Source organism: Stenotrophomonas sp. PI_27, from assembly GCF_027854495.1.
Taxonomy (GTDB): domain Bacteria; phylum Pseudomonadota; class Gammaproteobacteria; order Xanthomonadales; family Xanthomonadaceae; genus Stenotrophomonas; species Stenotrophomonas pavanii.
This window is the reverse complement of sequence record NZ_JAJNOF010000002.1, coordinates 396,425-408,018: the sequence shown is the minus strand read 5'-3', so window position 1 is coordinate 408,018 and position 11,594 is coordinate 396,425. Positions and strand designations below refer to the sequence as shown.

Here is an 11,594-nt window from a genome sequence, read left to right as displayed (position 1 = left end):
CCCAACCCCCATCGAGGCTTGGCCTGACAGCCAACGCCCAATGATCGACCCACCATGGCGCATGAGCAGCCACCGCCTCCGCCTGGGCCGTCACTCGATCATCGGCCAGGCCTATGTCCTGACAACCACGACCCACCAGCGCCGCCGGCTCTTTGAAAGCGAAGCTGCAGCAGCATGTGTAGTCGACCAGTTCCATTACATCGAACAGCGCGGGCTCGTACGGTCACACGCATGGGTTGTCATGCCGGATCACGTCCACTGGATGTTCGAGCTGCGTGCAGCTCACCTTCCAGACGTCGCGCGCCGGATGAAATCGTCGAGCGCACTTGCCCTGAATCGCCTGGCGGGCCATCGAAGTACGGTGTGGCAGCCCGGCTACTTCGATCATGCAGTGAGGACCGAAGAGTCGCTGGCGCGGCAGGCGCTGTACATTCTGGGGAATCCGGTGCGCGCCGGTCTTGCTGGGCAGATTGGCGAGTATCCGTATGCGTGGTCGGCCTGGATGTGATGCCGGCCAGCGGCCGGCACTACCACAGCGAAACCGAAGCGCCGCGCATATCGCGTTCCGGCGCGCAGAGCACCCGCGATGGTAGTGCCGGCCGCTGGCCGGCAACCACATGAACCCACACGGAGATGCGTGATGCCGGCCAGCGGCCGGCACTACCAATCAATGGTCAGCGCGGCTTGCGTGTCCGTTTCGGCTTTGCGGTATCACCGCCGCTGGCGGCGCCATCCTGCAGTGCCTGCAGCCAGGACAACGTGTCCACGTAGTCGATGAAGTGGCGCAGGTAGCCGGGGCTGGTGGCCTGCATCGTGTCCAGCATGCGCTGCACCAGCACCGCCGAGTTCAGCGGGCCGCCATCGGCCGGGGCCTCGGTGCGCAGCGAGCGGCGCACCTGCAGTTCGCTGCGCAGCTCCGACCACTCGCGCTGCACCTGCTGCAGCATCGGCACCTGCGGGTAATGCGGCAGCGAGCGCGACCCCGCATCGAGATCACGCACCAGTGCGCGCAGGCCCTCCAGCGCTGGCGGCTTACTTGGCATCCGCGGCCTTGGGCTTGGGAATCGGCGCGATCTCGACGCGACGGTTGCGCGCTCGGCCTTCCTCATTGGCATTGGAACTGACCGGCTGCTCGCTGCCGAATGCGGCGGCGAACACGGCGTCGGCCGGTACGCCATCGGCGATGAGCGTACGCGTCACGGTCAGCGATCGCTGCGCGGACAGCTCCCAGTTGTCGGCGAAACGACGATTGCCTTCGCGCACCGGCGCGTCATCGGTGAAGCCGCTGACCATCAGGATTTCCTCGCGGCTGCCCAGGTAGGCGGCCAGCGGCGCGGCCAGGCTGCGCAGCAACTCCTGGCCTTCGGGCTGCAGCTGGTCGGAGTTCAGCGCGAACAGCACGCTGCCGCTGATGCCGATGCGGCCATCCACCAGCGTCACGCGGCCGGCGGCCAGCGGTCCAGCCAGCGCCTGTTCCAGCGTCTGCAGGCGCTTGGCTTCGGCCTGGCGCTGTTTTACTTCCTGGTCCAGCCGCTGCGACAGCTCCAGCTGCACCGCGACCACGCCGACCAGGATCAGCACGAACGCGCCCAGCAGTACCGACATCAGGTCGCCGAAGGCGGCCCAGATCGGGGCGTGCGAACCGCCGTCGACCTCCAGCTCGTCGCTCATGCGCTGCCGGCCTTGCCGCGGCGCGCGGCCAGCTGCTGCAGTTCTTCCATCACCTGTTTCTGCGACAGCAGGCTGAGGTCGACCACTTCGCGCGCCTGCGCCACGTAGTAGGCCAGCTGTTCATCGCTGCGGGCCAGCGAGGCGTCCAGGGCGCCACCGATCTCTTCCAGGCGGCCGGACAACGCGGTGGCGGCGGCGCCGAACTGCGCGACCGCTTCGCCGAAGGTGCCGGCCAGCTGGCCCACTTCGGCAGCGCTGCCGTTGAGCGCGGCGGCGATGCCGTCCAGCTTGCCGGTCTCGGCAGCGATATGGTCGGTGAAGCGGGTGCCCACGCGTTCCAGCAACTCGGCCGAGCCACCGACCAGCGCGTCCACGGCGGTGCGCTGTTCGTGCGACGCATGGTTGACCGCATCGAGCAGGGTCTGCACGGTGGCCAGCAGGCGGCCGCGTTCCTCCAGCATTGCGTTGTCGCGCACCAGGCTCTCGGACAGCGTGCTGCGCAGCTCGTTGATGACATCGGCGGCAGCCTTCGGCGCGGCCGCGGCGGTCTGCAGCAGGGTAGACACCTCGGCCAGCGTGGCACTGGCCTGCGCGCGACCGTTCTCGCCGATCTGCTGTGCGGTGGCCGCCAGCGTGTCGCAGACCTGCTGCTGCTGCGCGGCCAGGCGTTCGCCGTTGGCCTGCAGGCGCGCGGCCAGCTCGGTGGACACATGCTGCAAGGTATCGCTCCAGCGCTGCAGGCGCTGTTCGTCGCCGGCCTGCAGCTGCGCCTGCAGGGTGGCGTGGGCCTGCTGCAGTTCGGCACTGACCGCATCCCAGCGCGCCTGGCGCTGCTGTTCGCGGCTGTCCAGGCTGGCCTGCAGCTCGGCGTGCGCGGTGGCGACGGCGGCCTGCGCGGCCTGCCACTCCTGCGAGCGCTGCTGCTCGTGGTCCTGCAGCAGGGACTGGCTGGCGCTGTGGTGCTGGGCCAGTGCCTGCAGCAACGCCTGCGCGTGCTCGTCCAGCTGCTGGCCGGCTGCGAGCAGCGCCTGCTGCTGGCGCTCGACCAGCGCGGCGTTCAGGGCCCGCTGCTGCTCGGCGGCGGCGCGCAAGGCCTCTGCATTGCCCTGTGCATCGGCCTGCAGGCGCTCGCCGATGCGCGCCACCAGCGCTTCGGCGTGCGTGCCCTGGCTCTCGCTGAAGGCTTGCAGGTGCTGGTGCAGTTCGCTGACCAGCGACTGCTGTGCCTGTGTCTGCTCGCCCAGGACCTTGGCCCAGCTGGACTCGGTTGCCATGCGGCTGCGCTCGAAACCCTCGCTCAAGCCTGCCAGCTGCTGCTGCACGGCCCGCTCGACACGGGCGTGCAGTGCTTCGCCGTGCTCGGCCAGGCCGGCCAGCGTGGTTTCGGCCATCGGCTGCAGTGCGCCACCGATGGCAGCGGCACTGGCTTCAGCACCCTCGCGCAGCGACTGCTGCAGCGACAGGGCCAGGCGTTCCTGCAGGGTCTGGCTCTGGGCCAGGAATTCTGCCTGGCCGGCCAGCAGACGCTCATTGGCGGCCGCGCTGTGCTGTTCAAAGGTGCTGGTCATCGCCTGCAGACGGTCGACCAGGGCAGGCAGGGCGGTGGACTGTGCCTGCAGCAGGCGCAGCGATTCGGCGCGCTGCCAGGCCTGCGAATACGGGTGCAGGTCGCCAGCAATGGCGCGGTCCAGCTGCTGCACGGCCTGCAGGCGGTCGCGGCGCAGCAGGGCGGCCAACAGGCCGAGCATGGCCGAGCTGGCCACGCCCGCGATCGAGGTACCGAATGCCACCGCCAGGCCCTGCACCGGCGAGGCCAGCGAGCCGCGGATGGCGGCCATGTCGGTGGCGCTCTGCAGGGCCATGCCGGTGCCACGCAGCGTGTCCATCATGCCCAGCAGGGTGCCGAGCATGCCCAGCAGCACCAGCAGGCCGACCAGGTAGGGGGTCAGCACCGGTGCGGGCAGAGCAGTGCGCTCGCCCTCCACGCGCAGGCGCACGGCGTTGCGCAGGCCCAGCGGCACGCGTTCCAGCCAGGCGGCAAGGCTCTCCTTCGCGCTGGACAGGTCGCTCAGTGCGCTGCGCAGGCCGTTGCTGGCCTGGCGGTAGCGGTACAGCTCCACGCCGCCGGCGATGTAGCAGGCCGCGATGATCGCCGCCACCGCTGCACCCAGCGGATGCACCGAAACGTAGCCGATGCCGATCCAGCACACGGCCAGCAGGCCGACAAGGAAAACAACGACATGGAAAGCAGTTCTGGACATGGTGTTCCGGTCAGTGGGAGCGCAGGGCGGCTTGCAGCCCTTCGATCGGGTGGAAGCGCAGCTGCAGCTCGGCAAGCAGCAGCGTGCGCATGTCATGGCGGAAGGCCGCGCGCCAGCCGGGCTGGCCGTGAACGCGGTCAAAACGGGCGCCGAGCACGGCCGGCGCCGTGGCCAGCAGGCTGTGCTCGCGCGGGGTGAGGGTCTGTTCCATCACCGCATCGACCTCGGCCAGCCGCGCCAGCTCCGGCGAAACCTGCACGAGCTGGTCGCGCAGGCGGCCGCGCAGGCGCCCGGTGGCGGTCTGGATGGCCTGCTGCAGCACCCGGTAGCGCTGGCGCAGCGAGGCAAAGTTGGGTGCAGCGGCGGCTTCGGCCAGGTCCAGCAGGCGCTCGGCCTCGGCATCCTCGCTGATCGAGGCCCGCAGGCTGGCGTGGGCGTGGGCGCAGTCGGCCAGCACATCGTCGACCGCTTCGCTGGCCTCGCCCGGCTCGGGCAGGCGTCCGCCCAGCGCCCCGGACAGGGCCACGGCACGGCTCCAGTCCACCCACTGGCCGAGGCGATCGGTCAGGGCGGGACTGGTGGCCGGCATCGCGCCGTCGCTGAGACGGGCGAGCAGGCGGAGGAACTCCGGTCCACCCAGGACCGGCTGCGCTGCGTTCGCCATCAAGGGGTGAGGGGCCAAAAACCGTTGATTTTACAACCAGATGAACCCGGCTGGATGAAGGCGCGGCCGGGGCAGGGCACCCGCAGGCGCGACAGGGCTTAGAATGTCCGGCTGCACCCATCCCGTTCGACCCCTGGAGTACCCCATGACTGTTGCGCAGTTCTACCCGATCGGCACCCCCGGACAGCCCTGGGGCGACGCGGAACGCGCACAGTGGCGGGCGCGCCAGCAGCGCCAGCGCAGCTACCAGGAGGATGTGGTGGCGGCCCTTGAGCGGCTGGACGACAGCGTCTTCGACGTGATCCAGTACGGCCAGCTGGACTATGCGCCGGACCACTACCCGCTGTTCGCGGTGGTCAACCATGACTGGAACCCGGCGCTGCCGACCGCGCTGATCACCGGCGGCGTGCACGGCTATGAGACCAGCGGCGTGCACGGTGCCCTGCAGTTCCTGGAACAGCAGGCCGAGCGCTATCTGGGCCGGCTGAACCTGATCGTGGCGCCGTGCGTCAGCCCTTGGGGCTACGAGCGAATCCAGCGCTGGAACCCGGATGCGATCGATCCCAACCGCAGCTTCCGTGATGGCGGCCAGATCGAGGAAGCGGCGGCGCTGATGCGCTGGGTGGCCGAGCGCAAGCCGAACCTGCTGGTGCACCTGGACCTGCACGAGACCACCGACAGCGACCTGCACGAGTTCGATCCGGCCCGCTGCGCCCGCGACGGCAAGCCGTTCGAGCGTGACACCATTCCGGACGGCTTCTACGTGATCGGCAACAGCGAGGATCCGCAGGCCGAGTTCCAGAAGGCCCTGATCGCCGCGGTCGCGCCCATCACCCATATCGCTCCGGCCGACGCCGAGGGCAACCTGGTCGGCCTGCCGTTGCAGTCGCCGGGCGTGGTCTGGGGTGAGTCGCGTTCGATCGGTGCCTGCGCCGGCTTCACCGATGCGCGCTTTGCCACCACCACCGAGGTCTACCCGGACAGCCCGCGCACCAACCCGCAGGAATGCAACGACGCCCAGGTGGCGGCGGTGTGCGCCGGCCTGGATTTCGCCCTGGCCGCACAGTAACGCGCCACGTTCCGGGCGGTGACCGGCATCAGCCGGTGCCGCTCTGCCGGCGCAGTGGCAAGTGGCGCGGCGGTCGTCGCCCGGCAGCCGGCGAACACATCGTGTTCGCGCTGGTACACGGCGCTGCTGACACCGAACAGGCCCAGCAGGGAATGGAACACGTTGTCATGGCTGTACGCGCGGTGCAGCGCATTCCCGCGCAGGCAGCCCATGTCCAGGCCCGCGTTGCGGCTGAATTCCGTTGAGAACCACATCACCATCGGCACCTGGGTCTGTTCGCGCGGGGCGATGAAGTAAGGCGTGCCATGCAGGTACATGCCGCGTTCGCCGAGCGACTCACCATGGTCGGAGACATAGATCAGCGCAACGTCGCGGTGGTCCGAATAGCCCCGCAGCAGGTCGATGGTCTCCGCCAGCACCCGGTCGGTATGCACCAGGGTGTTGTCATACGTGTTGACCAGTGCCTCGTTGCTGCAGTGCTGGATCTGGTTGCTGTCGCAGGTCGGGCTGAAGGTCCGCGACGCTGCGGGATACCGTTCAAAGTAGGTGGGCCCGTGGCTGCCAAGCTGATGCAGCACGACCAGGGCATCGCCGTTGATCGCGTCGATGCGTGCGCCGAGCTGATGCAGCAGCACGTCGTCGTAGCAGGTGCCGTCGGTGTTGACGCACTGGCCGGCCACCTTGAGTGCGGGCATGTCCTCGGTCGGTACGCGCTCGCACACGCCCTTGCAGCCGCCATTGTTGTTGTTGCGCCAGAGCACGCCGACGCCGGTACGCTGCAGGATGTCGAGCACGTTCTCCTCGGTCGCCGCGCGGACGTCGTCGTATTGCTGGCGGGTCATCTGCGAGAACATGCACGGCACCGAGATGGCCGTTGCGGTGCCACACGAGGAGACATCATTGAAGCTGATGACGCCGTCGCTGCGCGACAACCGCGGGTTAGTCGCGCGCGGGTAGCCGTTCAACTGGAAGTTCTGTGACCGTGCGGTTTCACCGACCACCATGACCACCAGCCTGGGCCGTGGCCCCGCGGTGCGCCGTGCGTCCGTGGCGATCCTGCGCAGCGGTTGCTGGCGGGTGCTGTAGCGGCTTTTCAGGTAGCCGTGGGTATGGCGCAGCACGTTCAACGGCAGCACCTGGTCGCGGATGTAGCGGTTGTTGCGCAGCAGGGAGGAATAGTCCTTGTAGAACGCAAAGCCGATCACCAGCAGCACCACCAACGACGCCAGGACATTGGCCGGCCACACCAGCAGGGAACGCAGCGAGGCCGCTCGGCGCGTGGTGCGCAGCAGGACCAGCGCGGTGGCCGGCAGCACCCCCAGCGCCAGCAGCGCGAGCAGCAGCGGCAACGAGAGATAGGCGTTCAGTTCGGCCTGATTGGTTTCGAACACGTTCTGCACCATGCTGCGGTCGATCAGCACGTTGTAGTGCAGCATGAAGTAGCTGCACGCGGCGCTGACGACGACCAGCACCACCAGCAGCGGCTTGCGCACGAAGGGGAGTGCCAGCAACGGCGTCAGCAGCAGGTTGAACAGGCAGAACAGCAGCGGCGGCAGGCTGGCCAGGAACAGCACGCTGCGCAGGCTGTTGAGGTCGATCAGCCCCCACAGCGTCTTCCAGAGGGCGATGTTTCCAATCGTGGCGAAGAACAGTGCGGCGGCCCAGACCAGAACGATCGGATGGGGCCGTGGGAAACGGAGGCATTGACGCACGAGCAGGTTCCGCGGAACAGGAGTGCGCGCAGTATCGAAACGGCTTTATCAGGAAGTTGTCAGGATTGCCGGGCTAGCCAAGCAGGATCACGCCCCACACCGCACCGACCATCAACAACGCGGTGGTCTGCGCGGCGCTGCCCATGTCCTTGGCGTTCTTGGACAGCGGATGCTGCTCCAGCGAGATGCGATCAACCACGGCCTCAATCGCGGAATTCAGCAGTTCCACCAGAAGGCTGATGAAACAGACCGCCAGCACCAGCGCCCGCTCGACCGTGCTGATGTCCAGCACGAACGCGGCCGCCATCAGCAGTGCGTGCAGCAGCAACAACTGGCGGAATGCCGCCTCGCCGCGAAAGGTGGCGATGAAGCCATCGCGCGAATGGATGAGGGTGTAGAAGACGCGGCTCAGTCCGGTCTTGCCGTGCGGGTACTTGCCGCTGTCCTTGGGGTGCTGCATGCCGTATCCAGAGCGGGGAGCAACCCCGAGCATGTGCAGCCCGATGTCAGGAATCCGTCAGATGCGGGGGCAGGGCCAGCGCAGGGTGAACCGGCACCCCTGCCCGGTGGATTCCACGGTCATCGTCCAGCCCAGATGCTCGACGATCCGCTGCACGATCGACAGCCCCAGCCCTTCGCCACTGTGCACGCCACTGGGCACGAAGCGCTGGAACTGCCGTGGATCGATGCTGGAGGGCAGGCCGGGCCCGGTGTCAGCGACGATGAGTGCGGTGTCGTGGAGGGTGATCCGCACTTCGCCGTTTTCGGTGTACTGGCAGGCGTTGCGCAGCAGATTCCACAGGATGCTGTGCGCCAGATCCGCGTTGGTGACCAGCACGGCGTCATGCCGGGCATCAAACGCAACGATCACGGGCTTGCCAGAAAGCCAAGGCTGGCAGCGCTCCATGCAGGCTTCGATCAACGGGCGCAGGGCCACTTCGTTGTGTGGCACGGTGCCGGGGGCGCGCGAGAGCAGCAGCAGGCAGGACAGCTGGCGCTGCATCTCCTGGGTGGTGCGCAGGATGCGCTCGGCGCTGGGAACCAGGTGGCTGTCGGGCGGCAACTGGCAGGCCAGCGTCTCGGCAGCACCACCGATGATGGCCAAGGGCGTGCGCAGCTCGTGGCTGGCGTCGCCGCTGAAGCACTGTTCGCGCTGCAGGAACCGTTCGAGCTCGTCACTATGGCGGGCAAAGGCGCGCGCGAGCACGCCGATCTCATCGCGTGCGTCCTGGTAGGGAAAGGGCTTGTGGCCGTCCTGCACCGCATCGGCCAATCGGGTGATGGGCGCGATGACGTGGGTCGCGACCTTGCGGCCGATCAGGAAGGCACCGAGCACGCAGATCGAAATGACCAGCGCGGCGAAGGCATTGATCAGATGTTCCAGATAGGCATAGTGCGCTGCGTCCTGCAGCAGGTAGTAGCGCTGGCCGCCGCTGTCGAAGACGCTCAGGTGCCACTCGTTGGGCGCCTCTTCGCCGTGATGGCCCGGGCCGTACTGGCGCAGCACAGCGGGCACGTCATCGGCATCGTACAACCGGGTCCCCGCTGGCAGGGCGGGGCGTTGGCCCCGGGCCAGCGCGGCCTGCAGCCGCTGCACTTCGCTGTGCTGGGTCCGCGCAACGACGGCGGCCCGGACCTGGTCGTAGTCGACCTGCTCGGCCAGCACGATGAACCCCATGGCACCGGCCATCAACAGCACGAACGAGATCGTGATGCGGGTGCGCAGGCTCAGGCGGCGGTAGAGGGACGCAGGGCTCACGCCTGCATGCGCCAGCCGACGCTGTGTACCGTGGTGATCAGCGCGGTGTCGAAGCTGCGGTCCACCAGCAGGCGCAGCTCATGGATGTGGGTTCGCAGCGCGCCGCTGTCCGGTGGTTCGTCGCCCCAGACCAGATACTCCATCTCCTGCTTGCGGACCACCGCGGGCGCCGCACGCACCAGGCACATCAGCAGCTTGTGCGACGTGGGCGTCAGCGCGATGCAGCGGCCTTGCCGCCAGGCCTGTGGTGAGCGCGTGTCCACCTGCAGGTCCTTCCACGCCAGCACGCTGTCGACCTGGCGACCCTGCGCGCGTCGTACCAGGGCCTTGATCCGCGCGTCCAGTTCCTTCAGCGAGCACGGCTTGACCAGGTAGTCATCCGCGCCCAGGGCGAGGCCCTGCACCCGGTCATCCACCGGGTCGCGCGCGGTCAGCATCAGGATCGGCACCGGGTTCTGGAACTCCTGGCGCAGCCTCTGGCACAGCGTCATGCCGTCCAGGCGCGGCAGCATCAGGTCCAGCAGGATGGCGTCGTAGTCGTGCTGCGTGGCCCGGCGCAGTCCGCTGGCACCGTCGCGGGCGTCGTCCAGCACGTAGCCCAGCGGTTCAAAGAAGGCATACAGGTTGGCAACCAGCTCGGGGTTGTCTTCGATGATCAGCAGGCGGGTCATGGCATGCGTCCTTGCGCGTGGCCGAACTCTGCCCGATCACTGGCTGATTGCCAATGCGCTGGCTGAATGGATCGCAATCGGCGCTCGGCGCCATCCAGCTTTACTGGTCCGGGCTGCGTGAATCGCGGATCGAATAGACCACCGAAAAGATCTTCCAGCCTTGTTCGGTGCGGATCAGCTGCCACATTTCCTTGCCCCAGTTGGTCTTCACCCCATCGTCGTGGAAGCTGTAGTCGAACGACACCGAGGCCACATCGCCATCCGTCTCGATCTTCGTGTTGGAGAATGTCTCTTCTTTCGGCTTCAGCGAGGCCACCGCCCCGTCGATCAGTGCGATGAAGTTGTTGGCGGGAATCTGCCGTGCCTTGATCGCATCGGGCTTGGCCCTGCGGATGTCCTGCAGGCGCACATCCTCGGAAACGTACTGCCAGCCGATGTCTTCCGGTTTATCAGAGAAGAACAGGCTCATGTAGGTCGGCTTGTCCTTGTTGATCAGCGAGGTGCGGAAGGATTCGACCACCTGTTTGATCGCCTCGACGTCGGCAGGGGCGTCCTTTGCGGCGTAGGCCGGCAAGCACGCCGGGAGGAAGAGGGCGAGGGCAGCGAAGCGTGCTCGTGCGTTGGGCATCATGGTGTCCTGGGGAGGAATAGGGGGGCGCTGGCGCATCACCGCGCGTAGGTTCGCCAGAAGAGCACGTGGTCTTCGGTCCTGTTGATGGCGACGAAGACTGATTTTCCGGATTCGGGCGCGCAGCGAAAGACACGGTACGACGACTTGAGCGTCCAGTCGCCCGGCCACCAGTATCGATCGAACGCAACAGGATCGCTGCTACTGAATGTCGTTGCCTGGCAATCCGCAGGCAGCTGCAGTGATACCGCAGGGGGTTTGGTGAAGGCCAGCGCGCTGGTGTTCGAGTCGAGGTCATGTACCTCTCGCAGGTCGGTCGCCGCTTGCGGCACCCAGCCGGGAATCCATCCCTTGTTCACCATGTCGGAATCGAGCGCCTCGCGCAGCGTGTCGAACGAACTGTCCATCACCAGGCCGCAGGCGCACAGTACACTGCAGAGTGTCACGACGATGGCGCGCCGGATCACTCCTCCAGGGCTGATCATCGTTGTCGTCCTCACCGGGGAGCACCCTGACCCGCTCTTCTGGCGCCAGACGCTTGAGCCGCTCTCGCAGTTCCAGTCGCAGGGCCGGTCGCTGGATTTGGCATGGCGCCGCCCTTGGGCCCGTACCGCTTCACGAACAGACGGTGCGCCTGCGTGATCCTGTCCTTCCGGCGCTTGCCTGCCATCGACGGGTGTCCCTGCGTTCATCCTGAATCATCGGTCGGCGCACGCTAGCACGGTTGCCGGGCGCCGCAACAGGTCCGCTTGTCGTTGAAGTTTGACGTCGAAGAGCGTCTGCGCGGATGATGCGCGGGCGCGCGGCGCAGGAGGGGATCTGTCAATGAGGACACTGATGTGGGGGCTGGTCGGGCTGTTTATGGCGTACGTGGCCGGTTGCTCGGCGATCTCGGCGTGGCATTCCCACGCGCTTGCCTCGGTCTCGGTCGGGGCGAGCAGGGCAGAGGTACTGCGGGCGCTGGGGCACCCTGACGTGGTGGAGCACGCCGGTGCTCCCTTTACCCGCTATGCCAGCCGTGGATGCAGTGGTCGCTGTGCGCAGCGATGGTGGTATGAGAACCGGCTGCGCCTGGATACCCAAGCCTGGTCGGTAGAGCTGGATGCTTCCGATCGCGTGCTCGCAACGTCGCGCTGGACATCACCGTAGAAGACCGCGA

12 protein-coding genes are annotated in these 11,594 nt (G+C 67.3%); 2 read left to right on the top strand and 10 right to left on the bottom strand.

All coding sequences use genetic code 11. The annotated features are described in order from the left end of the window. Window positions 1-61: 61 nt before the first annotated feature. On the top strand, window positions 62-508 hold the full coding sequence (locus LRM18_RS04085) for a transposase (RefSeq protein ID WP_057493266.1): 447 nt from the start codon (window positions 62-64) through the stop codon (window positions 506-508). A gap of 166 nt (window positions 509-674) precedes the next feature. Here LRM18_RS04085 and LRM18_RS04080 read toward each other — a convergent pair whose 3' ends face one another. The 4 genes from LRM18_RS04080 to LRM18_RS04065 are packed head-to-tail and all read right to left on the bottom strand — an operon-like array spanning window position 675 to window position 4,596. Beyond that, window positions 675-1,043, bottom strand: a complete 369-nt coding sequence (locus LRM18_RS04080) for a DUF2894 domain-containing protein (protein ID WP_049469554.1) — start codon at window positions 1,041-1,043, stop codon at window positions 675-677. Continuing rightward, entirely contained in the window at window positions 1,033-1,671 is a 639-nt protein-coding gene (locus tag LRM18_RS04075) for an OmpA family protein (protein WP_053463010.1), read from the bottom strand. The genes LRM18_RS04080 and LRM18_RS04075 overlap by 11 nt, the downstream gene beginning before the upstream one ends. Beyond that, complete coding sequence (locus LRM18_RS04070) at window positions 1,668-3,932, bottom strand: DUF802 domain-containing protein (RefSeq protein WP_270951393.1); 2,265 nt, start codon at window positions 3,930-3,932, stop codon at window positions 1,668-1,670. Before LRM18_RS04070 ends, LRM18_RS04075 begins: the two co-directional genes overlap by 4 nt. Before the next feature lie 10 nt (window positions 3,933-3,942). Beyond that, the gene (locus LRM18_RS04065; protein ID WP_049469560.1) at window positions 3,943-4,596 is read right to left on the bottom strand and encodes a DUF3348 family protein; all 654 of its coding nucleotides are present in this window, start codon (window positions 4,594-4,596) and stop codon (window positions 3,943-3,945) included. A 145-nt stretch (window positions 4,597-4,741) separates the two neighbouring features. On the opposite strand from LRM18_RS04065, the gene LRM18_RS04060 reads away from it, so the two are divergent. After that, entirely contained in the window at window positions 4,742-5,665 is a 924-nt protein-coding gene (locus LRM18_RS04060; RefSeq protein ID WP_064238699.1) for a M14 family metallocarboxypeptidase, read from the top strand. On the opposite strand, the gene LRM18_RS04055 is transcribed toward LRM18_RS04060, so the two are convergent. From LRM18_RS04055 to LRM18_RS04030, 6 genes are all read right to left on the bottom strand, one after another. After that, window positions 5,569-7,377 carry a phosphoethanolamine--lipid A transferase gene (locus LRM18_RS04055; protein WP_270951389.1) on the bottom strand — a complete coding sequence of 603 codons (1,809 nt, stop codon included), beginning with the start codon at window positions 7,375-7,377 and terminating at the stop codon, window positions 5,569-5,571. The genes LRM18_RS04060 and LRM18_RS04055 overlap by 97 nt on opposite strands. A gap of 73 nt (window positions 7,378-7,450) precedes the next feature. Further along, window positions 7,451-7,837 carry a diacylglycerol kinase gene (locus LRM18_RS04050; protein WP_270951387.1) on the bottom strand — a complete coding sequence of 129 codons (387 nt, stop codon included), beginning with the start codon at window positions 7,835-7,837 and terminating at the stop codon, window positions 7,451-7,453. Between the two features lie 57 nt (window positions 7,838-7,894). After that, window positions 7,895-9,136 (bottom strand): HAMP domain-containing sensor histidine kinase, encoded by a 1,242-nt coding sequence (locus LRM18_RS04045; protein ID WP_206631896.1) that lies wholly within the window; start codon window positions 9,134-9,136, stop codon window positions 7,895-7,897. Beyond that, complete coding sequence (locus tag LRM18_RS04040; RefSeq protein WP_270951384.1) at window positions 9,133-9,807, bottom strand: response regulator transcription factor; 675 nt, start codon at window positions 9,805-9,807, stop codon at window positions 9,133-9,135. Before LRM18_RS04040 ends, LRM18_RS04045 begins: the two co-directional genes overlap by 4 nt. A 100-nt stretch (window positions 9,808-9,907) precedes the next feature. Continuing rightward, the gene (locus tag LRM18_RS04035; RefSeq protein WP_270951446.1) at window positions 9,908-10,438 is read right to left on the bottom strand and encodes a nuclear transport factor 2 family protein; all 531 of its coding nucleotides are present in this window, start codon (window positions 10,436-10,438) and stop codon (window positions 9,908-9,910) included. A gap of 35 nt (window positions 10,439-10,473) precedes the next feature. Continuing rightward, entirely contained in the window at window positions 10,474-10,920 is a 447-nt protein-coding gene (locus LRM18_RS04030) for a hypothetical protein (protein WP_182067751.1), read from the bottom strand. Window positions 10,921-11,594 lie beyond the last annotated feature (674 nt).

Bases quoted from the DNA above. Each gene is read 5' to 3' on its own strand.
- LRM18_RS04085 (WP_057493266.1), top strand. From the start codon at position 62: ATGAGCAGCCACCGCCTCCGCCTGGGCCGTCACTCGATCATCGGCCAG.
- LRM18_RS04080 (WP_049469554.1), bottom strand. From the start codon at position 1,043: ATGCCAAGTAAGCCGCCAGCGCTGGAGGGCCTGCGCGCACTGGTGCGT.
- LRM18_RS04075 (WP_053463010.1), bottom strand. From the start codon at position 1,671: ATGAGCGACGAGCTGGAGGTCGACGGCGGTTCGCACGCCCCGATCTGG.
- LRM18_RS04070 (WP_270951393.1), bottom strand. From the start codon at position 3,932: ATGTCCAGAACTGCTTTCCATGTCGTTGTTTTCCTTGTCGGCCTGCTG.
- LRM18_RS04065 (WP_049469560.1), bottom strand. From the start codon at position 4,596: ATGGCGAACGCAGCGCAGCCGGTCCTGGGTGGACCGGAGTTCCTCCGC.
- LRM18_RS04060 (WP_064238699.1), top strand. From the start codon at position 4,742: ATGACTGTTGCGCAGTTCTACCCGATCGGCACCCCCGGACAGCCCTGG.
- LRM18_RS04050 (WP_270951387.1), bottom strand. From the start codon at position 7,837: ATGCAGCACCCCAAGGACAGCGGCAAGTACCCGCACGGCAAGACCGGA.
- LRM18_RS04040 (WP_270951384.1), bottom strand. From the start codon at position 9,807: ATGACCCGCCTGCTGATCATCGAAGACAACCCCGAGCTGGTTGCCAAC.
- LRM18_RS04035 (WP_270951446.1), bottom strand. From the start codon at position 10,438: ATGATGCCCAACGCACGAGCACGCTTCGCTGCCCTCGCCCTCTTCCTC.
- LRM18_RS04030 (WP_182067751.1), bottom strand. From the start codon at position 10,920: ATGATCAGCCCTGGAGGAGTGATCCGGCGCGCCATCGTCGTGACACTC.